Annotated in this window: 16 protein-coding genes; 4 read left to right on the forward strand and 12 right to left on the reverse strand. The window is 61.3% G+C overall.

All coding sequences use genetic code 11. The features are described 5' to 3' along the window. Positions 1-132: 132 nt before the first annotated feature. The 7 genes from KGB24_RS04430 to KGB24_RS04460 all read right to left on the reverse strand — a co-directional run bounded on the left by KGB24_RS04430 (position 133) and on the right by KGB24_RS04460 (position 7,482). On the reverse strand, positions 133-795 hold the full coding sequence (locus KGB24_RS04430; protein ID WP_008031517.1) for a flavin reductase family protein: 663 nt from the start codon (positions 793-795) through the stop codon (positions 133-135). Positions 796-807: 12 nt separating this feature from the next. After that, a complete protein-coding gene (locus KGB24_RS04435; protein ID WP_223414185.1) occupies positions 808-2,295 on the reverse strand; it encodes an amidohydrolase family protein in 1,488 nt (495 codons plus the stop codon). Continuing rightward, the gene (locus KGB24_RS04440; RefSeq protein ID WP_223414187.1) at positions 2,292-3,488 is read right to left on the reverse strand and encodes an amidohydrolase family protein; all 1,197 of its coding nucleotides are present in this window, start codon (positions 3,486-3,488) and stop codon (positions 2,292-2,294) included. Before KGB24_RS04440 ends, KGB24_RS04435 begins: the two co-directional genes overlap by 4 nt. A gap of 131 nt (positions 3,489-3,619) precedes the next feature. Continuing rightward, positions 3,620-4,672, reverse strand: coding sequence for an extracellular solute-binding protein (locus KGB24_RS04445; RefSeq protein ID WP_223414188.1), 1,053 nt, complete (start codon positions 4,670-4,672; stop codon positions 3,620-3,622). Between the two features lie 20 nt (positions 4,673-4,692). Continuing rightward, positions 4,693-5,481: an ABC transporter permease gene (locus tag KGB24_RS04450; protein ID WP_008031524.1), complete on the reverse strand. Its 789-nt coding sequence runs from the start codon at positions 5,479-5,481 to the stop codon at positions 4,693-4,695. Next, positions 5,478-6,395: an ABC transporter permease gene (locus KGB24_RS04455; RefSeq protein WP_223414189.1), complete on the reverse strand. Its 918-nt coding sequence runs from the start codon at positions 6,393-6,395 to the stop codon at positions 5,478-5,480. Before KGB24_RS04455 ends, KGB24_RS04450 begins: the two co-directional genes overlap by 4 nt. Position 6,396: 1 nt before the next feature. Next, entirely contained in the window at positions 6,397-7,482 is a 1,086-nt protein-coding gene (locus tag KGB24_RS04460; RefSeq protein ID WP_008031528.1) for an ABC transporter ATP-binding protein, read from the reverse strand. Between the two features lie 140 nt (positions 7,483-7,622). Here KGB24_RS04460 and KGB24_RS04465 point away from each other — a divergent pair, with 140 nt between their 5' ends. The 4 genes from KGB24_RS04465 to KGB24_RS04480 all read left to right on the forward strand — a co-directional run bounded on the left by KGB24_RS04465 (position 7,623) and on the right by KGB24_RS04480 (position 13,838). Continuing rightward, positions 7,623-8,312 (forward strand): GntR family transcriptional regulator, encoded by a 690-nt coding sequence (locus tag KGB24_RS04465; protein ID WP_008031530.1) that lies wholly within the window; start codon positions 7,623-7,625, stop codon positions 8,310-8,312. 301 nt (positions 8,313-8,613) lie between these two features. After that, complete coding sequence (locus KGB24_RS04470) at positions 8,614-10,677, forward strand: PAS domain-containing sensor histidine kinase (protein WP_223414190.1); 2,064 nt, start codon at positions 8,614-8,616, stop codon at positions 10,675-10,677. Positions 10,678-10,842: 165 nt separating this feature from the next. Further along, positions 10,843-13,476, forward strand: coding sequence for an excinuclease ABC subunit UvrA (locus KGB24_RS04475; protein WP_223414191.1), 2,634 nt, complete (start codon positions 10,843-10,845; stop codon positions 13,474-13,476). A gap of 128 nt (positions 13,477-13,604) precedes the next feature. Continuing rightward, positions 13,605-13,838, forward strand: a complete 234-nt coding sequence (locus KGB24_RS04480; protein WP_008031536.1) for a hypothetical protein — start codon at positions 13,605-13,607, stop codon at positions 13,836-13,838. 155 nt (positions 13,839-13,993) lie between these two features. On the opposite strand, the gene KGB24_RS04485 is transcribed toward KGB24_RS04480, so the two are convergent. The 5 genes from KGB24_RS04485 to KGB24_RS04505 all read right to left on the reverse strand — a co-directional run bounded on the left by KGB24_RS04485 (position 13,994) and on the right by KGB24_RS04505 (position 20,726). Next, a complete protein-coding gene (locus tag KGB24_RS04485) occupies positions 13,994-15,085 on the reverse strand; it encodes an SMP-30/gluconolactonase/LRE family protein (RefSeq protein ID WP_223414192.1) in 1,092 nt (363 codons plus the stop codon). Beyond that, positions 15,082-16,221, reverse strand: a complete 1,140-nt coding sequence (locus tag KGB24_RS04490; protein WP_223414193.1) for a sterol desaturase/SRPBCC family protein — start codon at positions 16,219-16,221, stop codon at positions 15,082-15,084. Before KGB24_RS04490 ends, KGB24_RS04485 begins: the two co-directional genes overlap by 4 nt. Before the next feature lie 106 nt (positions 16,222-16,327). Next, on the reverse strand, positions 16,328-17,191 hold the full coding sequence (locus KGB24_RS04495) for a LysR family transcriptional regulator (RefSeq protein WP_008031541.1): 864 nt from the start codon (positions 17,189-17,191) through the stop codon (positions 16,328-16,330). Between the two features lie 1,065 nt (positions 17,192-18,256). Continuing rightward, complete coding sequence (locus KGB24_RS04500; protein WP_223413535.1) at positions 18,257-20,104, reverse strand: amidohydrolase; 1,848 nt, start codon at positions 20,102-20,104, stop codon at positions 18,257-18,259. Positions 20,105-20,411: 307 nt separating this feature from the next. Continuing rightward, positions 20,412-20,726 (reverse strand): SCP2 sterol-binding domain-containing protein, encoded by a 315-nt coding sequence (locus tag KGB24_RS04505; protein WP_007976511.1) that lies wholly within the window; start codon positions 20,724-20,726, stop codon positions 20,412-20,414. Positions 20,727-20,733: the final 7 nt, after the last annotated feature.

A 20,733-nucleotide genomic window follows, 5' to 3' on the forward strand; every position in this document is an offset into this window, starting at 1 on the left:
CCGTTAATTTTCTGCACAACACCGAACCTGTAGGAGCCGGCTTGCCGGCGATGGCGTCATCACGGCCACCACCGCTTCGCCAGCAAACGGAACGCCGCCCGGCCGCTCCTACAGGTCGTGGTGATTCTCTGATTATTTAGCCTCTGGCCAAAACCGCTCGCCACCACCCGGCGCATCCGTCCAGGCCTGCAACGACCGGGTCGGCAAATCGAAGTAATCCCGCGTACGCGCATACCCATGCCCACCCATTCGCCCGATCGCATCAAGCCCCAGCTGATCGATGTACAGGGTTTTCGGGTCGATCAGTTCATCCCGAACATGCGCCATCAGCACTTCGCCGAAGATGATCTCCCGCGACTGCCCGATGGACAGCGCCATCATCCGTCGGCATTCCAGCGCCACGGGCGCCTCGCCGATCCGCGGGCATTTGACCGTGGTGCCGGGAATCGCGGTGAGTCCAGCGGCGGTCAGTTCGTCGAACCCGGGAGCGAAAGGCACGGCGCAGACGTTCATCGCTTCCACCAGCGCATCACTGACGATATTGACGGTGAATTCCTGATTGAGCTGGATATTGCGCGTGGTGTCCTTGGGGCTCTGGTCCCCATAGTTTTCCACGCCCAGTGCGAGGATCGGCGGGTCGGCGGACAGCGCATTGAAGAAGCTGAACGGCGCGGCGTTGATCCGTCCTTCGCCATCAATCGTGGTGACCAGCGCGATGGGCCGAGGCACCACGCTGCCGATCAGAATCTTGTATTTGTCCCGCGCACTGAGGGTGCTGAAGTCAAAGCTTTGCATGGGCAGAAATCTCTAAGGAAGGGGATCAATCGCGCTCAGCGGCGCTTGTGCGCTGTAGTCATCGGCGAACGGGATGGCCGGTTTGAACAGGCTTTTCCAGTCCGGTCGACCGAAGGCCCGGTCGCTGTGGCTGCGCATCAGTGTTTCGAATTGTCGTTGGGCCTGGCGTTGCAGGGCGGGGTAGTCGGCGCCTTGAACCTGTCCGTCCTGCATCACGCAGCGGCCGTCGATGTAGCTGGCGATGCAGTCGTCACCGCGTCCGGCCAGCACCAGGTTTTTCAAGGGATCGAACAGCGGCCCGAGGTGCAGGCCGCGAAGGCTGAATACCGTGATGTCGGCCTTGGCTCCCGGCGCCAGACGACCGATGTCGTCACGCCCCAAAGCCTTGGCGCCCCCGAGCGTGGCCGCGTTGTAAAAATCCAGGGCGCTGCTCAGCGAACCGCCGCCCTCCATCAAGCGAGCGATGTTCAACCCCTGACGCATGTTCTCCAGCAGGTCCGCCGGCCAGGTGTCGGTGCCCAGCGCAAAGTTGATGCCCTTGGCCCGATAGCGTCCGAACGAGTTCAGCGCTTCGCCGTCCCGGGCAAACACCACCGGGCAATGCACCAGGCTCGCGCCGCCATCCACCAGCCGTTGCAGGTCTGCATCACCTTGGGTGTAAATGCCGTGGGGCAGCAGGCTGCGCGGGGTCAGCAGGTTCAACTGCTCCAGCCAGGCCAGCGACGAAACGCCCCGCAACTGCTCGACCATCGCCACTTCGCCGAGGCCCTGACAGCAATGCAAGCGCATCGGCGCGTTCAGCTCGCGGCTCAGCGCGGCAGTGCGTTGCAACAGCGTCGGGGTGCAGGTCTGGATGCGATCCGGCAGCAGCGCGCCGCGAATCAAACCGTCATGTGCACCGTCGAAATCCTGGAAAAAACGGGTCGCAGCGTCGAGCCCGGCCAGGCCCCGCGCTTCATCCCAGTGATGCCCGAGGCTGCCATCGGCGCGCCAATAACTCATGCCACTCATGTAGCAGGGCCCGAGGTAAGTCCGCAGCCCCAGCTCGGCCGCCACACCGGCCACCGCAGCAAATTCGTCGTAGGTCTCGGCCCACTCGCGGTAATACATCGAGGTGATCGGCATGGCGGTGGTGATGCCATTACGGATCAGTTGCGTGAAGGCGTAGCGGTATTTGAAGACTTCTTCGTCCGTGGTGTAACTCTCCCGCGGACCGGCTGCCAGATAGTCCTCGGACCACATCCGCCCCATGTCGCGATCATCGCCGTTGTCCAGCGTCAGCACCGTGGAATCGAGGTCGCCGAGTGCATCCAGATCGATGAAGCCGGGACCGATCAACGCGTTGCCGTAATCGATCCACTGATCCACCGGCCCCGAATAACCGCGCCCGACAAACACAATGCGCGAGCCCTCGAACACCACTTCGCCGTCGCGCCACAGCACATGCTGCGTGCCGTCGAAGCCGACCACGCAGCTGCTTTTCAGGGCGATGCGCTTCACAACCGGCTTTCCAGCAGTCGACCACCTGCGGCAATCAGCTCGCCGCGCCGATAGACCTGTCGCGGCGGCCGAGCCACCACGGCTTCACCCAGCGTCTGCACCGGCATCAACAGGAAGTCCGCCGGTTGACCGAGCTCCACGCCATAATCCTCGCAGCCCAATGCCAGCGCACCATTCACCGTCGCCGCTGCAAACGCCGCCGCCAGTTCCTCGTCCTTGTTCAAGTCGAAACGGAATGCCAGCAGCATCGCCCGTTCCAGCATGTCGCCGTTGCCCATGGGCGACCAGGCGTCGCGGATGCCGTCCGAACCCAGGCACACGTTGACCCCGGCCTCGCGCAACGCCAGGAACGGCGGCACCGCGCAATCGGCCGGTGCCGAACTCATCAACGAAATGCCCAACGCCGCCAAGCGTTCGGCCACGGGTTTGACCTGGCTCCAAGGCAACATCCCGAGGCAATAGGCGTGGCTGATCATCACTCGGCCATGGCGCCCGAAATGCTCGGTGTAATCGGCGATCAGCGCGATTTGCCACAGGCCCAGCTCACCTTTGTCGTGCAGGTGAATGTCGACGCCACGGTCGAATTCGCTGGCCAGTTTGAACACGAAATCCAGTTGGGCGACGGGGTCGTTGTCGATGCCGCACGGGTCGAGGCCCCCGACGTTCTCCACGCCGAGGGCCATGGCCTCGCGCATCAGCTCGGCGGTGCCGGGGCGGCTGATCAGGCCGGTTTGCGGGAATACCACCAGTTGCAGGTCGATCAGGTCGCGGTAGCGTTCGCGCAGTTGTTGCATGGCTTCGACATGACGCAGGCCGAAATCCGGGTCGATGTCGACGTGGCAACGCATGGTCAGCGAACCACGGGCGATGCAGTTTTCCAGCAGGGCGCCGGCACGTTCGGCGATGGGGCTGTCGATTTCACGCAGTACGCGGCGCTCGTTGGCGATGTAGTCCTTGAGCGTCGGCCCGGCGCTGTTCGGGCGCCAGGGTTGGCCCCAGAGGGTTTTGTCGAGGTGGACGTGGCTTTCCACCAGGGCCGGGGTGAGGAGCTGGTTCTGGCCGTCGATGTCGGTGGCATTCAGTGGCGCGGACGATGCCGGACGGCGTTGTTTGAACAGGCCGTTTTCGATCAGCAGGTCTTCAGCGGTGGAACCGTAGGGCCGCACGTTGCGCAGCCAGCGGGGGTGATTCATTGCATACCTCAAGCTTTGTGGTGTTTGGGCAGGCCTCTTCGCGGGCAAGCCTCGCTCCTACAGGTCCTGCGCTGCTCTTGTAGGAGCGAGGCTTGCCCGCGAAGGCCGCAACTCGGTCTCAAGCCGAGCAATCAGCCCTTGAGCTTCGACCAGATCCGGTCCTGCAGCTCCCGCGCCTTGTTGCTGCACTCTTTCTCAGGGCGCAGGCGCGAGGCGAACTCGTCGGGCATGTTGATCGCGTCCATCACCCGCCATTTGGCGTCGATCAATTTGTCGCTCTGAATGCCGTTGTCGTAGGCGATTGCATTGGACACGGCGGCGGCGTTTTCCGGTTTCATCATCCAGTCGATGAAGATCTTCGCGTTGCCGGGGTGCGGGGCGCTTTTCGGTACGGCGAAGTTGTCCTGGAACATCGCCAGGCCTTCGCGCGGATACACGTACTTGATGCTGCTCTTCTGCAACGTGGCCCGGGCGGTGGAGCCGTTCCAGTTTTGCATCATGATCACTTCACCGGAGGCCATGCGGTCGACGGTGTTGTCCGAGCTGTACATCTTCAGGAACGGTTTCTGCTTTTGCAGCAGTTCCAGAATGCGCTTGGCGTCCTGCGGGTTTTCGCTGCACTCGTCGACGTTCAGATAGTGGCTGGCGGCGTTGATCACGCTGCTGGAGGTGTCGAGTGCGGCGAGCTGGCCTTGCAGTTCCTTGCGTGGCTCGAAGAATTCCTTCCACGAATCGTCCAGTTTGCCGCCCGGCACGCGTGCGCTGTCATAGGAAAACCCGGTGGTGCCCCACAGGTACGGTGCCGAAAATTTGCGACCGGGGTCGAAGCTCGGGTCGCGGAACGCCGGTTTGACGTGCTGGAAATTGGGCAGGGCCGACGCGTCGATTTCCAGCAGCAGGTTCTGATTGATCAGCGTGCGCATGATCGACTGCGACGGCACGATCACGTCATACGCCGCCCCACCGGCCTGCAACTTGGCGAGCAGGGTTTCGTTGCTGTCGTAGCCGTCCATGGTGACCTTGATGCCGGTCTCCTTTTCGAATTTGGCCAGCAGGTCCACCGGGTAGTAATCGGTCCAGTTGTAGAAGAACAACTCCTTGGGCTCAGCGGCCTGGGCGCCGAACGCGGTGAAGCAACTCAGGGCCAGACCGGTGACGGCGAAACACAGTTTTTTCATTTTCATGTTTTTGTGCGCTCCAGGATTTATTGGTTTTTGCCGCGCTGTCCCAGCCAGAAGGCCAGCACCACCAGCACGATGGAAATCACCAGCATCAGGGTCGAGATCGCGTTGATCTCCGGCGTCACGCCGGCCTTGATCGCCGAGAAGATGTACACCGGCAAGGTCGTCGAACCCGGCCCGGCGACAAAGAACGTCATGATGAAATCGTCGAGGCTGACCACGAACGCCAGCACCGAACCGGACAAAACCGCCGGCCACAACAGCGGTAACGTCACCCGGCGAAACACCTGCCACGGGTTGGCGTACAAATCGTTCGCCGCCTCCAGCAGGCTTTTGTCGAGATCATTGAGCCGCGCGCGAATCGGCAGGTACGCGAAGGGAATGCAGAAGCCGACGTGCGCGACAATCACCGTCAGCAAACCGAGCTTGATCCCCAGCGCCATGAACAGCAGCAGGGTGGCAACAGCGGTGACGATCTCCGGCAGGATCAGCGGCAGGTTGATCCCGCCCTCGACCATTTTCTGCCCGTAGAACGGCCGGTAAGTCGCCAGCGCCGCGAGCAGCGCAATGGCCGTGGCGCAGACCGTAGCGATGCTGGCGACGATGATCGAGTTGAGCGCTGCGGTCTGGATCGACGGGTTGGCCAGAATCCGCCCGTACCAGGCGAACGAAAACTCGGTCCACACCGTCGCCGAGCGGTTGGCGTTGAAGCTGTAGGCGATCAGCACGAAGATCGGTACGTACAGGTACGCGAGGATCAGCAGGCTGACTTCGCGGGTCAGCGGCAGTTTTTTCAGGTGCAGGGCGATCATGCGGTGGCTCCCTGACGTAGAGTTTTGGCGGCACTGCGGCTATAGAGGGCGTAACCCACCAGCGACAGCAGCAGAATCCCCAGCAACAGGAACGACAGCGAACTGCCCAGCGGCCAGTTGCGCGCAGTGCCGAACTGTTGCTGGATCAGGTTGCCGATCATCAGCGTCTTGCCGCCGCCGAGAATCGCCGGGGTGATGAAGGCGCCGAGGCTCGGCACGAACACCAGCAGCGCGCCGGCAATCACGCCGGGCATCGACAGCGGCAGGATGATTCGCTTCAGCGCGTGCCAGCGGTTGGCGCCCAGGTCGTAGGCCGCTTCCACCAGGCGCCAGTCGAGTTTTTCCAGGGTCGAATAGATCGGCAAAATCATGAACGGCAGGAAGCTATAAACCAGCCCGACGCTGACGGCGAAGTCGTTGTAGAGCAGGGTGATGCCGCCCGCCTGCGGGAACAGCGTGTTGAGGCTCTGCGCGACCCAACCGTGTTCGCGCAGGATGATCAGCCACGCGTAGTTGCGGATCAGCAGGTTGGTCCAGAACGGAATGGTGATCAGCAAGACCATGAGGTTGCGCCGGCGCGGGGTCAGGCTCGACATCCACAACGCCACCGGGAAACCGAACAGGAAACACAACAACGTCGTGCCGCCGGCCTGGAACACCGAGCGCAACAAGGCTTGGGCGTAGACCCAGTTCAGCTCCAGTTCACCGTCGAATCCTTCCTGGAAAAACAGCTGCACGTAGCTTTGCAATTGCCAGTTGGCTTGCCAGTCGACGCCGCCGTAGACGTTGCGCGGCAACAGGCTGATGTAGCCCATGATGCCCAGCGGAATTGCGATCAGTGCCAGCAAAGTCAGAACCACCGGGCTGAGCAACAGCGCGCGGTTGAGAGCGGGGGAAGTGCTGCTGACGCTCATCTCAGGCCTCCATCAACAGGCAGGCGTGGGGCGGCAGATTGACCGCGACACGATCACCGACCACTCGGCCACGGTTCAGGCCTTCGTTGTTCTCGCGCAACATGACCTTGATGTCGTTGTTCAAGCGGCACTGATAAAGCGTCGCGGTGCCGACATACAACACCGCTTCGATCACGCCGCGCAGGTGATGAGGCTGCCCGACGTCGACCAGTTGCGAGCGCTCCGGGCGGAACGCCAGTTGCACGTTGTTGCCGTCGAAACCCTGGGCCGGGCAGGGGATCTCCACCGGCATGCCGCTGGGCACGAAGAGCTTTTCGTTCTGTTGGCCGCGCTTGAGATGACCGGGCAGGAAATTGATGTCGCCGATGAACTGGGCGACGAACTGATGCTGCGGCCGTTCGTAAATATCGTTGGGGGTGCCGATCTGCAGGATCTTGCCGGCGGACATCACGGCAATGCGGTCAGACAGGGTCAGGGCTTCTTCCTGATCGTGGGTGACGAAAATGAAGGTGATCCCGGCTTCCTTCTGCACGCGCTTGAGTTCGACCTGCATCTCTTTACGCAGCTTGAGGTCGAGCGCCGACAGGGGTTCGTCGAGCAACAACACTTTCGGTTTTGGCGCCAGGGCGCGCGCCAGAGCCACGCGTTGTTGCTGGCCACCGGACAACTCGGCGGGTTTGCGTCTGGCCAGGTGTTGCATTTGTACCAGCGCCAGCATCTCATCGACACGCCGAGGAATAACCTTGTGATCAAGGCCCTGCATCTCGAGCCCGAAGGCGATATTCTGCGCGACGCTCATGTGTGGAAACAGCGCATAGCTCTGGAAGACGGTATTGACCCGACGCTTGAACGGCGGCAAGTCGTTGACCGGTTCGCCGGCGAGACGGATCTCGCCATCGCTGACGTGTTCGAAACCGGCGATGGTGCGCAGCAGGGTGGTTTTGCCACAGCCGGACGGGCCGAGCAGGGTGAAGAATTCGTTGTCGGCAATGTCGACTGACACGTTGTCGAGGGCTGGAGCCAGCCCCGGATCGTCGGAATACCGCTTGGAGACGTTACGCACTTCGATTGCTATTGGTTGACCCATGATGGTGCAATCCTCTAATTATTGTATGCAATATCTGGATGCAATCTACAAATAACCGGATTAATCTGCTCGTGCAACCCCCTTTTTCAAAGGCTGCTCATCGCCTGGGGCCGGTTGTTTAGCGCTAAAGGAGTGTTGAGATGACCGAGAAGAAACTCGAGACCACGGTCGACCGCGTCTACCAAGGGGTTTACGAGGCGATCAGCAAGCGTTCGTTGCGCCCTGGCATGAAGCTTGGGGAGACTTCGCTGGCCGAACTTTTTAATGTCAGCCGAACGTCGGTTCGTGCCGCGCTCAAGCAATTGGAGGCGGATGGATTGGTGACGACCGAGCCCAATAAGGGTGCATCGGTGTCGTTGCCCAGCGATGAAGAGATCCGTTCGCTGTTTGAAACGCGACGCCTGATCGAGATCGGCATCGTCACCGAACTCTGCCGGCGTCGCGACACCGCCGTGACCCGGGACCTGCGCGATCACCTGTTGCTCGAGGATGAAGCGCACCGCAACGGCGACCATGAACGGCTGATCCATCTGCTCGGCGAGTTCCACATCAAACTCGCGCAAAGCCTGAACAATCCGGTGTTGCTGGACTGGTTCCGCAAACTGATCTCCCGCGCCTCGCTGTACGCCGCCGCGCTGGACGACGACAGCCACGAAGCCTGCCGCGACGATGAGCACCTGCGCCTGATCGAGTACATCGAGGCCGGTAACCAGAGCGCCGCCATCGAACTGACCTGCATCCATTTGAACGGCATCGAAAAGGCGATCCTGGACGTCGCCGCGACGTTGAAGACTGGATATCACCCGCTCAAGCACCTGATCGAGGTGTAGCCACAAAACCTGAATCTGAAGTTGCACCCTGTGGGAGCGAGCCTGCTCGCGATAGCGGTGCAACAGTCGATGAAGATGTCGAGTGTCACGCCCTCATCGCCGGCAAGCCGGTCTCGCTCCCACAGGGATTTGTAGCAGCCGCAGATTCCCGGTCCCTGAGGGGGCCGCGAGAATCAGCTAACCTCTATGAAACCATTGGCATCCGCAGTGCTCGAAACAAACGGGCGCCAATCACAGGACACAGAGCCAGTCGATGCAGTTTCTAGACGATAGCCACGGGTGTGCTGGATGGAACGGTGAAATGGCCGGACGCATCCGTGCGTTCGACTGGCGTCGCACTGAACTGGGAAGCCTGGAGACCTGGCCCGCCAGCCTGTGCAGCGCGGTGCAATTGTTGCTCGCGTCGCCGCTGCCGATGGTGATGCTCTGGGGCCGCCCCGGCTACATGATCTATAACGATGCGTACTCGTCGTTCGCCGGTGGCCGACATCCTTATCTGTTGGGCTCTCCGGTGGAGCTGGGCTGGCCGGAAGTCGCCGATTTCAATCGTCACGTAGTCGACACTTGCCTGGCGGGTGGCACGTTGTCCTATCGCAACAAGGAGCTGGTGCTGTTGCGCGACGGCGTCCCCGAAAACGTCTGGCTGGACCTCTATTACAGCCCAGTGGCGAATGACGAGGGGACCCCGGCCGGGGTCATGGCGATGGTGGTCGAAACCACGGAGCATGTGATTTCCGAACGCCGGCGCCAGGAGGCCGAAGACGCCTACCACGCCGACAATGAACGGGTGCGCCTGGCGTTGAATGCCGGTGCCTTGCTCGGCTCGTTCGTCTGGGACATCAAAGGCAATCGGCTCTCCGGCGATGAACGCTTTGCCCGGACCTTTTCCTTCCCGGCCGAGCATGACCTGGGCAACCTGCCAACGGAATTCGCCGAAGCGCGGATTCATCCCGACGACCGCAGTTGGGTCAATGAGCAAGTCAATCAATCCATCACCACCGGTGAGCCTTTCAACGCCGAATATCGGGTCCTGCGTCCCGACGGCAGTTACCTGTGGGTGCAGGCCAGCGGTTGCTGCGAATTCGATGATCAGGGTGAGCCGTTCCGCTTTCCCGGCGTGTTGATCGACATCCACGAACGCAAGACCGCTGAAGAATCCCTGCTCAAATTCACCCGAAACCTGGAGCAGCGCGTCGCCGACGAAGTCGAAGCGCGGCTGGCGGCGGAAGAACAACTGCGCCAGTCGCAGAAGCTCGAAGCCATCGGCGGTCTCACGGGGGGCGTGGCCCATGACTTCAATAACCTGCTGCAAGTGATCGCCGGCAACCTGCACCTGCTGGCGCGGCATGAACCGGACAATGCCAACGTGCAGCGTCGAGTCTCGGCGTCGATTGCGGCGGTGGAGCGTGGCGCGAAACTGTCTTCGCAATTACTTGCTTTCGCCCGCCGTCAGCCGCTGTCTCCAGCGGTCTGCGACCCACGACAGATCTTCGAAGGTCTGGGCGAGCTGCTGCAACGGGCGTTGGGTGAAACCATCCAGATCGATGTGCGGTTGCCTCAAGCGTCCTGGCACATCAACGTTGATCGCAACCAACTGGAAAACGCCATTCTCAATCTCGCGATCAATGCCCGTGACGCCATGGCGGGCGAAGGCACCATTGAATTGAGCGCCGAGAACGTTACCCTCGACCGCAAGTTTTGCGCGGGCAAAGGTATTTCGCCTGGCGATTACGTGCGCGTCGCCGTGGCGGATACCGGCCTCGGCATGCCACCGCAAGTGCTCGCGCAAGCGTTTGAACCGTTTTTCACCACCAAGGCCGATGGTCAGGGTACGGGGTTGGGGTTGAGCATGGTGTTCGGTTTCGTCAAACAGAGTGACGGGCACATCGAGATGTCCAGCGTCGAAGGACAGGGCACTCGGGTGCAGCTGTATTTTCCGCGCAGCCTGCGCCCGTTGCTCAGTGAAACAGCGACCCATGACACGCAGCAACGCGGTGGGCATGAAACCATTTTGGTGGTCGAGGACAATGAAGCGGTGCGCGCTTCGGCGGTGGAATTATTGAGCGAGGAGGGCTATCAGGTCCTGACCGCCGCCAACGGTGATGCCGCCATGCAGATGCTGCTCGACGGCGTGGTGGTTCAACTGATTTTCACCGACGTGGTCATGCCCGGCCTGATCAAAAGCTCGGACCTGGCCGCCTGGGCCAAAGTGCAAACGCCACCGGTGGCCGTACTGTTCACGTCCGGCCACACTCGTGACATTATTTCGCGCAATCACCAGCTCAGCCCCGACACTTTTTTGCTGAGCAAACCCTATGGTCCCGAGGCGCTGACCCGAATGGTCCGCACCGTCCTCAACGGCTGAACCCCGATCCCTTGTAGGAGCCGGCTTGCCGGCGATGGCGTCCTCCCAGCCGATAAAGATATCGCCTGATACACCGCTATCGCCGGCAAGCCGGCTCCTACAATTGGATCGCGTAAATTCCTGGCAATGCGTTAATCCTTCGAACTTTTTGATCAAGGCCACCTGATGACTTCAAAGCGCACCTCCAATCCTCCTTCCGGCATGGTCAGGGTACGCGGGGCCCGTGAGCACAACCTCAAGAACATCGACGTCGATATCCCCCGTGATGCGCTGGTGGTGTTCACCGGCGTCTCCGGTTCAGGGAAGTCATCCCTGGCGTTTTCGACCCTGTACGCCGAAGCGCAACGCCGTTATTTCGAATCCGTGGCGCCGTATGCGCGGCGTCTGATCGACCAGGTTGGTGTGCCGGATGTCGACTCCATCGAAGGCCTGCCGCCAGCGGTCGCCTTGCAACAACAACGGGGCACGCCGAGCACGCGGTCTTCGGTGGGCAGCGTGACCACGTTGTCGAGCCTGATCCGCATGCTGTATTCGCGCGCCGGCAGCTATCCGCCGGGGCAACCGATGCTCTACGCCGAAGACTTTTCACCGAACACGCCCCAGGGCGCCTGCCCTGAATGTCATGGTTTGGGCCGGGTCTATGAAGTCACCGAAGCGCTGATGGTCCCGGACCCGAGCCTGACCATTCGCCAACGCGCGGTCGCTTCCTGGCCCACGGCGTGGCAAGGACAGAACCTGCGGGACATCCTCGTCACCATGGGCTACGACGTCGATAAACCCTGGCGTGACCTGCCGAAAAAGCTCCGCGACTGGATTCTTTTCACCGAAGAAACCCCGACCGTTCCGGTGTATGCCGGGCTCACACCCGAAGAAACCAAAGTCGCGCTCAAGCGCAACATGGAGCCGAGTTACCAGGGCACCTTCACCGGTGCCCGGCGCTACATCCTGCACACGTTCACCCACTCGCAAAGTGCGCTGATGAAGAAGCGCGTCTCGCAATTCATGCTCGGCAGCCCCTGCCCGCTGTGCGACGGCAAGCGCCTGAAACGCGAGGCGTTGTCGGTGACCTTTGCCGGTTACGACATTGGCGAGTTGGCGCAAATGCCGTTGCTGCAAGTGGCCGACGTATTGAAACCAGTGGCGGCGCACAGTTACCTCGAGCAGGCCGATGAGGCAGGCGAGGTCTTGACCCACGAGCAGACCCGCGAAGCCCGTGAGCAGCGAGTGGCCCACGGCGCCAGTGGTCACGCCCATGCACCGGATGTGCGCCACACGCCGAACCTGTCGGTGGAAAAACGCCTGGCTGCGCAACGCATCGCCCAGGATTTGCTGGAGCGGGTCAGCACGTTGACGGACCTGGGGCTCGGTTACCTGGCACTGGAGCGCAGCACGCCGACGTTGTCGTCCGGCGAATTGCAACGCCTGCGTCTGGCGACGCAATTGGGTTCGCAATTGTTCGGGGTGATTTACGTGCTGGACGAACCGTCGGCCGGTCTGCACCCGGCGGATGGCGAAGCGCTGTTCGAAGCCCTGCAACGCTTGAAAGCGGCGGGCAACACGCTGTTTGTGGTCGAGCATGATCTGGAAACCATGCGCCGCGCCGACTGGCTGATCGATGTCGGGCCGGCGGCGGGTGAGCATGGCGGCCGGATTCTGTACAGCGGTCCACCGCAGGGCCTGGCCGACGTAACGAACTCGCAGACCCGCGCCTACCTGTTCGCCGATCAGGTCAGGCTGCCGCGAGCCAGCCGCAAGCCGGCCGATTGGCTACGGCTGGAAGGCATCACTCGCAACAACCTGAATAACCTCAGCGTCGAGTTTCCGCTGGGCTGTTTCACCTCGGTGACCGGTGTGTCGGGTTCCGGTAAATCAAGCCTGGTCAGTCAGGCGTTGCTGGAACTGGTGGGTGCGCATCTCGGGCGCGCCGCCAGTGACAGCGAGGCAGAAGAATTGAGCCTTGAGGACGATGCACCGCAAGTCAGTGGCGGTCAGGTCAGCGCAGGGCTGGAGTCGATCAAGCGGCTGGTGCAAGTCGATCAGAAACCCATCGGCCGCACGCCGCGCTCTAACCTGGCGACTTACACCGGGCTGTTCGACAACGTGCGCAAACTCTACGCCGCCACGCCCGAGGCGCAAGCCAAGGGCTACGACGCCGGCCAGTTCTCCTTCAACGTCGCCAAGGGTCGCTGCCCGACCTGCGAAGGCGAGGGTTTTGTCAGCGTCGAATTGCTCTTCATGCCCAGCGTCTACGCACCATGCCCGACTTGCCATGGCGCCCGCTACAACCCCGAGACGCTGGCGATTACCTGGCAGGGATTGAGCATTGCGCAGGTATTGCAATTGACGGTGGATGAAGCGGTCGAGGTGTTTGCCGAGCAATCGGGTATTCGCCGCTCACTGGAAGTGCTGCGCGATATCGGCCTGGGTTACCTGCGGCTCGGCCAACCGGCGACCGAGTTGTCGGGCGGCGAAGCCCAGCGCATCAAACTGGCCACCGAACTGCAGCGCAACCAGCGCGGGGCAACGCTTTACGTGCTTGACGAACCCACCACCGGGTTGCACCCGCGGGATGTCGATCGCTTGCTCGAACAGTTGAACACGCTGGTGACGGCGGGGCACACGGTGATCGTCGTCGAACATGAAATGCGCGTGGTAGCTCAAAGTGACTGGGTGATCGACATCGGACCGGGGGCCGGGGATCAGGGCGGCAAGATTGTGGTGGCGGGCGCGCCGCAGAAAGTCGCCAGCAGCAATAAAAGCCGAACCGCGCCGTTCCTCGCCAGAACCCTCAATACGTAGCGCCAGGACGACGAACGGACACCGCTGGTCTGATAGGCGGTCGACAGAACCTGCCAACCGAGGCCATTCTGATAGTTGGTGAACGCAATCGATCGCGTTTGCCGCCGATCAACAAACGGAGGTGTTCCATGCCGGTGCCACACGACCTTTATCAGGATTTGAAACTTTCAAAGGAAGATATCCAGCAAAAACGCACCAAGGATCCGTTACTGGATTCACTGATCAACAAGTATTCGCAGGCGGATGCCGAAGTGGTGAAGGCAGAGCAGGCCAAGTCCAGCGATGACTCAGTGAAGAAGCTCAAGGAGAAGCGTTTTCAGGTCAAGGAGAAGATCGTCCAACAGCTTCAGGTCCCGTCCTGACGTGTCGCTCCCGAAAGGAAACCGACAACGCAGAACCCCATAGCGAAATGGATCCCCGTTAACTTTTGAACGACACCGAACCTGTAGGAGCCAGCTTGCTGGCGAAGCGATGGTGGCCACGATGACGCCATCGCTGGCAAGCCAGCTCCTACAGGTCAGTTCGACAACGCGGTGGCGAGCGGCAATCGCACCATGTGCCTGGCCTTCAACGAGCCGAAATACAACCACTCCCCATATTCACGCACCGTGGTGATCGGTGAGTAGTTACCGCTGCTGCCATCCTGCAGATTGGCGATCACTTTTCCCTCCAGATTCAGCCCCAGGACAAACCCGCGTTTCTCTATGGGTTTGGGCAAGACCGTCATCGCCCGCACAATCATCTTGCGCACGAAGGGATGCGGCGCCGTGGCATCGAGCAGGGCGTTGCGCGGTGCATACAGCGCCACCCAGAAACGGTCCCGGCCATTGAACGCCAGGTTGTCCGGCAAGCCCGGCAAGTTGTCGATAAACAGATCGTGGGTACCGGCCTTGGGGCCGCTCAGCCAGTAACGGCTGATGCGATAGGCGCCGGTCTCGTTCACCAGCACAAAGGCATCGTCCGGGCCCAGCGTCACGCCGTTGGCGAACTCCAGCTTATCCAGCAGGACCGTGGTTTTACCGGTCTGGAAGTCATAACGCAGCAAGCGACCGTCGCCGCCATGCTCGATGATCGCGTCGCCATCGCTGCCATAGCCGAAGCGGCTGGAAGCATCGCTGAAATAGGCGTAGTGCCCCGACTTGTCGATGACCACGTCATCAGTGAAACCGAAGGGCACGCTGTTGGCCTCTGTGGTCAATGGAATCAAGCGACCCTGGGCGTCCAGCGACAACAAGCCCTTGATCCCGTCGGCGATCACCAGCAAACCATTGGGGTGACGCGCCAGGCCCAGCGGTCGGCCGCCGGTATCGGCCAGCACCTTGGTGGCTTCGCCGTCGAGGCTGGTGCGGATCAGACGGCCGTCATGCAGGCCCGTAATGAGCGCATTGTTCTCCAGCAGCAACGCTTCCGGCCCTTCGATATCCGCCGCGCCGACACGCTCCACACCTTTGAGGCGTTGATTGTCGGCGTAGGGGCCGCTGGTGAGGGACGGTGCCGGGGGCGGAGTCCAGGCCACCGGTTGCACCTTGGTCGGCATCAGCAGCAGAAAGGCCGCGATGGCCACGATCACCAGCAACACGACATGGCGAAACTTGATGGTTCGACTCACGCGTTGGCTCCTGCGGCGGCCAGGTGTTTGTGCGCCATCTCGCGCAAGGCCTGCATCGATGCTGCCGATTCACGGTCAATGCGCCGCTTGAGCAACAGTCGATTGGCGATGCGCATTGCCAGGCCGCTGAACTGATAGTCCAGGGTACGGACAAACCGCGTGCCATCGCCCTCGGCCGTGCATTCGTAAGTCACCACCAGCGACAGTCCATTGTCACCATGAGCCCGAGCGATCCAGCGGCGACCGGGCAGGTACTCGTCGACCACCCAGCTCAGATGCCCCTCGCGCCCACCGGCGCGGATGTCTTCCTCGAACCGCGCCCCGGCATGCAGCGAGCCGCGCGGACCATCGACCTTGAGCGACGACGGGTGCCATTCGGGCCAACGGGTCACGGTGCTGGCGTAGGCGAGCACGTCAATCGGGTTGCCGGCAATGTTGATCTGATGCTGCATGCTGGTCATGGGCGCTCTCGTCAGGTAGGTCGGCTCGGGCTCCCAATAGAGCGTGCCGAACAGGTAGTCCATCAGCGGAAAAACGATGTTGAAGTTGCGTTCCTGCATCAACTCGCGACGGTGATGCAGCTCGTGCAGACGGCGCATCTGGCGGATCCACGGCAAGCGTGTGACCGGGTTCTCGGGCGGCAGGTGCTCGCAGGCATGAAACACTTCATAAGTCAGGTAGCCAAGGACCAGGCAGCCACCGAAAAGCCCGGCGACGTTGGCATCGAACTGCTCAAGCAGCCACCAGACGGGCAGGGTAATGACGAGTGTGTGGACCACGATCAGCCATGCGGGAAACAGGATTACCCGCCAGTCACGGGCGCTGTCGTAGGTCATGTGCCCGGGCGCAAAGAAGCTGTGATGGTCACCGGCGTGACGGGCATAGAACATCCGCGCGAAACTCTTTTTGTGATGCCCCAGGTGGCGATGCACCATGTACACGCCAAAGTTGAAGAACAATAACGTCAGCGGCACCGCCAGCCATTCCAGCGGTTGCACCTGGTGCACGGTGCTCCAGAACAACCCGATGGCCAGCAAACCGAACAGCAGCACAAAGGCACCGTGCAACCAGGGGTTGTAGAGGGGATGAATGTCAGCGCGATAGCGGTTGCGAAAAGCCTCGGTGGTCTGCCTCACTGCGGTCACCTGTGGTTATTGTTGTCCCAGCAGATTAGACGATCCCGTCGTGCAAGGCGGGCCGAAGCTTGAGGACACAAACGCCATGATCCGGTGTAAAGCAGACTCAGGTCAGCGGGTTCCAGCGTTGCGACCAGTCTTCATCGGACTGGATGACTTGACGCAGCAGGTCGAAGGCCCGTTGCAGGGTCGCCGAGTCGCGGTCGCGGGAATAGACCAGATACGTCGGGTAGCTGAATTCCGGGGCCTTGGGCACCTGTTCCAGTACGCCGCTTTCCAGATAGCTCTGCACCACGCGGGTACGGAAATAGCCACTGCCGCCGTTTTCAAGGATGTATTGCAAGCCCAGCGGGCCGAGGTTGAAGCTCAGGGCAGCCTTGGCTTTTTCCGGTAGGGCCGCATCGTGCTGGCGACGGAAATCCGGGCCCCAGTCGATGTAGACATAGGGATCGGGTTTACCGGGAAACCGCACGAGGACCAGTTTTTCCTCCAGCACCTGTTCGACTTGCAGGCGCGGCCAATACTCCGGTTGGTAGACCAGCGCCGCGTCCAACACCCCCAGTTCCAGTTGGCGCAGCAGGTTTTCGCCGTCGCGGATCTCCATGCGCAGCGCGTGGCTGGGAATCTTCTCCCGCAGCTCGCCGGCCCAGCTGAGCATCAGCGGGTTGCACAGGCTGACTTCGCCACCGATATGCAATACGTCGTGGTAACCCTCAGGCAACGGCAAGTCCCGGCGCGCGGCGTCCCAGGTTTCGACCAGTTGATTGGCGTACACCACAAATGCTTCGCCGTTCGGGGTCAGACGGGCACCGGCGCGGTTGCGCACGAACAGTGTGCTGCCCAGTTGGCTTTCGAGTTTCTGCACGCGTGCGGTGATCGCGGTCTGGGTGACGTGGAGTTTTTCCGCAGCCGCGGCGAGGCTGCCGTGGCGGACGATTTCCAGAAAGGTGCGGGCGAGGTCGATGTCCATGGGGCGGCCGGTGCGGGAGGTGTGGGCATTGTAAACGGATACTGTGGGGCTCTCATTTTTTGATTGGGTGCATATCCGTTGTTGGGGTAACGGCGGCTATTGGTTTCGCCCTTACGGCGAGTCACTTTGGAAAAGCCCCAAAGTAACCAAAGGGCTCTTGCCCCTTTCGTTCGGTGCCTCGCCTAGGCTCGGCATGCCCTCGCTCCGGTCCTGCTCCGTGGGCCCGCCGCGATCGGCCATCCCTGGCCGTGCGCGGCTAACCCGGCATCCATGCCGGGTTGCCCACTGCGCAGAACCTCCACTCGGCCTCTCGAGGGGGCGCTCAGATCAAAAGCTGAAGGCGAGCTAACGCTCGGCCTGATGAGTGGTGAAAATCAAAAGCATACGCCGATCCCTGTAGGAGCCGGCTTGCCGGCGAAAAACGTCTAGGCGACGCGTTCATTCAGACAGCCCGCGTTATCGTTGACGTCCATCGCCAGCAAGCTGGCTCCTACAAGGGAAATGCATATGCATTTGGATAAATACGATCAACTGTAGGAGCCGGCTTGCTGGCGATAGCGGTGGGTCATCCAACATATTTATTGACTGAACGGACGCTATCGCCAGCAAGCCGGCTCCTACAGGGGGATGCGTACGAGCAAAGAACCAGGTCGGCTGGCAGGCCGCCTCGCTTTTGCTTTTGCTTTTGCTTGGCTTTTGATCTTGATCTGCCCCGTCGGAAGGCCGAGCGGAGGTTCTGCGCAGTGGGCAACCCGGCATGGATGCCGGGTTAGCCGCCCCCGGCCATGGATGGCCGATGGCGGCGGGCCCACGGAGCAGGACCGGAGCGAGGGCATGGCGAGCATTAGCGAGCCACCGTACGTCAGGGGCGCGAGCGTTTGGTTACTTGGCGCTCTTCCAAGTGACCCGCCGTAAGGGCGGAACCAATAGCCGCCGTCACCCCAGTAATGGATATGTACACCATCAAAAAACTCGTCGCCTGATACGCAGCCATCGCTGGCAAGCCAGCTCCTACAGGATCCAAAGTTAACCCTGTGAGAGCAACGTCAATCTCAGTCCAGGCATTCAAAACGCAAAACACGAACAACCAAACGCCCCCCAAAATCCCTGAAAATCACTCACCGGCGCCGAAGACAAACGCGCCCGCTCATGACTATGGGCATGCACAGCGCAAGCCCCGACACACTGATGAACCTGCGCCGTCATCGGCGCCAACGGTTTCCAATGGCCCGGCACGTTCACCACCGGTGACCATTCCGGCACCACCGGCACAGGCGGCGGCCCGAGTTTCTCGAACTCGGCGGTGCCATAGACAATCTTGCCGTCGACAATCGTCAGCACCGACTCGATCCACTTGACCGCTTCGTCCTCGATGTGGAAATAGTCCGCCGACAGCGCAATCAGGTCCGCCAGTTGCCCGACCTTGATCTGGCCTTTCTTGCCCTGCTCGGAAGAAAACCAGGCGCTGCCGTGGGTGAACAACTCCAGCGCCGTGTCGCGGCTCAAGCCTTGCGGATACAACTCCAGACCACCGACGGTGCGGCCGCTGACCAGCCAATACATCGAAGTCCAGGGGTTGTAGCTCGACACCCGCGTGGCGTCGGTGCCGGCACCGACCGGTACACCTTCGGCGAGCATGCGCGCGATAGGTGGTGTGTGTTCGGCAGCCTTGGCGCCGTAGCGATCGACGAAGTACTCGCCTTGAAAGGCCATGCGGTCCTGAATCGCAATGCCGCCGCCCAAGGCTTTGACGCGCTCGATGTTCTGTGGGGTGATGGTTTCGGCGTGGTCGAAAAACCATGGCAAACCGTCGAACGGGATGTCGCGATTGACCTTCTCGAACACATCGAGCATGCGGCTGATGGATTCGTTGTACGTGGCGTGCAGGCGGAATGGCCAACGCTGCTCCACCAGATGCCGGACCACTGGCTCCAGTTCCTGCTCCATGGTTTGCGGCAGGTCCGGGCGTGGTTCCAGGAAGTCTTCGAAATCCGCCGCCGAAAACACCAGCATTTCCCCGGCACCGTTGTGCCGCAGGAAATCGTCGCCCTGACCGTAATGCGACGTGCCGGTCCAGTTTTTGAAGTCAGTCAGCTCTTCCTTGGGTTTCTGCGTAAACAGGTTATAGGCGATCCGCACCGTCAGCTGTTGGTCTTTGGCCAGTTGCTGGATCACCTGATAGTCGTCCGGATAATTCTGATAACCACCGCCGGCGTCGATGGCGCTGGTGACGCCGAGGCGATTGAGCTCGCGCATGAACTGCCGGGTCGAGTTGACCTGGTACTCCAGCGGCAGTTTCGGGCCCTTGGCCAGGGTCGAATACAGAATCATCGCGTTAGGGCGCGCGATCAGCATGCCGGTCGGGTCGCCGTTGGCATCTCGCTGGATTTCACCGCCCGGCGGGTTCGGCGTGTCGCGGGTGTAGCCGACCACTTTCAACGCGGCGCGGTTGAGCAGGGCGCGGTCGTAGAGGTGCAGCACGAACACCGGCGTATCCGGCGCGGCTTTGTTCAGTTCATCAATCGTTGGCAGGCGCTTTTCGGCGAACTGGAATTCGTTCCAGCCTCCGACCACCCGTACCCATTGCGGCGTGGGTGTGCGGTCGGCCTGATCCTTGAGCATCCGCAAGGCATCGACCAAGGACGGCACGCCTTCCCAGCGCAATTCAAGGTTGTAATTCAAGCCGCCACGGATCAAGTGCAGGTGCGAGTCATTGAGGCCGGGAATCACCGTGCGACCGTGCAGATCAATAATTTGCGTGCCGGGACCTTGCAGGGCCATGGCCTGAGCGTCACTGCCGACCACCACGAAGCGTCCGTCCCTGATCGCGACGGCGCTGGCCTGGGGTTTCTTGCGATCGACGGTGTGCAGGCGTCCGTTGTACAGAATGAGGTCGGCCGGGGCATCTGGCATGGTTTTACTCCCTGCGATTAGCGGGCTGATCCAGGCGCCGACGGCACCTGCCGTAAGGCCTTGCAGTACACGTCGACGGTTGAAACCGTCGTGCTCGTCAGGTGGGCTCATGCAGTGTTCTCCGCTCGGTTCTTTCATAGAAGAAAAAGGGGATAGAACAGCCGATGTCTGACGCATGCGGCCAGAAGGAATATAGACCGCAAATTCACCGACAGCCGTTTTCCAAAGGTGAAAAACGACGAATCCCGCCACAAGGGGCGGGATTCGTATGCAGCCAGAGAGGCTCCCGAGCGCGGGAGCCGCCGTCTTAGCTTGGGAACAGCTCGGACAGTTTCATGGCCAGCATCATGTCGCCTTCAGCGCGCAGTTTGCCGCCCATGAACGCTTGCATGCCGTCGGTCGAACCGTCAACGATGCCTTCCAGGGTTTCGCCGTCCATCACCAGAGTGACCTGGGCGTCCGGGTTTTCGCCTTCTTGCAGTTCGCAGGTGCTGTTCTTGACGATCAGCGAGAAGTTCTTGGTGTCGTCGATGCGGAAACCGAAAACCAGGTCCAGGCCGGCAGCAGCGGCTGGGTTGAACTTGGCTTTCATTGCTTGTACGGCATCAGCTACGGAGGTCATGGTTCGA

The sequence above is a fragment of the Pseudomonas sp. BF-RE-25 genome (assembly GCF_019956105.1).
In the GTDB taxonomy this organism is placed as follows: domain Bacteria; phylum Pseudomonadota; class Gammaproteobacteria; order Pseudomonadales; family Pseudomonadaceae; genus Aquipseudomonas; species Aquipseudomonas migulae.

Coding starts and splice junctions, on each gene's coding strand:
- KGB24_RS04475 (WP_223414191.1), top strand. CDS start 10,843: ATGACTTCAAAGCGCACCTCCAATCCTCCTTCCGGCATGGTCAGGGTA.
- KGB24_RS04460 (WP_008031528.1), bottom strand. CDS start 7,482: ATGGGTCAACCAATAGCAATCGAAGTGCGTAACGTCTCCAAGCGGTAT.
- KGB24_RS04440 (WP_223414187.1), bottom strand. CDS start 3,488: ATGAATCACCCCCGCTGGCTGCGCAACGTGCGGCCCTACGGTTCCACC.
- KGB24_RS04505 (WP_007976511.1), bottom strand. CDS start 20,726: ATGACCTCCGTAGCTGATGCCGTACAAGCAATGAAAGCCAAGTTCAAC.
- KGB24_RS04500 (WP_223413535.1), bottom strand. CDS start 20,104: ATGCCAGATGCCCCGGCCGACCTCATTCTGTACAACGGACGCCTGCAC.
- KGB24_RS04445 (WP_223414188.1), bottom strand. CDS start 4,672: ATGAAAATGAAAAAACTGTGTTTCGCCGTCACCGGTCTGGCCCTGAGT.
- KGB24_RS04450 (WP_008031524.1), bottom strand. CDS start 5,481: ATGATCGCCCTGCACCTGAAAAAACTGCCGCTGACCCGCGAAGTCAGC.
- KGB24_RS04455 (WP_223414189.1), bottom strand. CDS start 6,395: ATGAGCGTCAGCAGCACTTCCCCCGCTCTCAACCGCGCGCTGTTGCTC.
- KGB24_RS04480 (WP_008031536.1), top strand. CDS start 13,605: ATGCCGGTGCCACACGACCTTTATCAGGATTTGAAACTTTCAAAGGAA.
- KGB24_RS04470 (WP_223414190.1), top strand. CDS start 8,614: ATGGCCGGACGCATCCGTGCGTTCGACTGGCGTCGCACTGAACTGGGA.
- KGB24_RS04495 (WP_008031541.1), bottom strand. CDS start 17,191: ATGGACATCGACCTCGCCCGCACCTTTCTGGAAATCGTCCGCCACGGC.
- KGB24_RS04430 (WP_008031517.1), bottom strand. CDS start 795: ATGCAAAGCTTTGACTTCAGCACCCTCAGTGCGCGGGACAAATACAAG.
- KGB24_RS04465 (WP_008031530.1), top strand. CDS start 7,623: ATGACCGAGAAGAAACTCGAGACCACGGTCGACCGCGTCTACCAAGGG.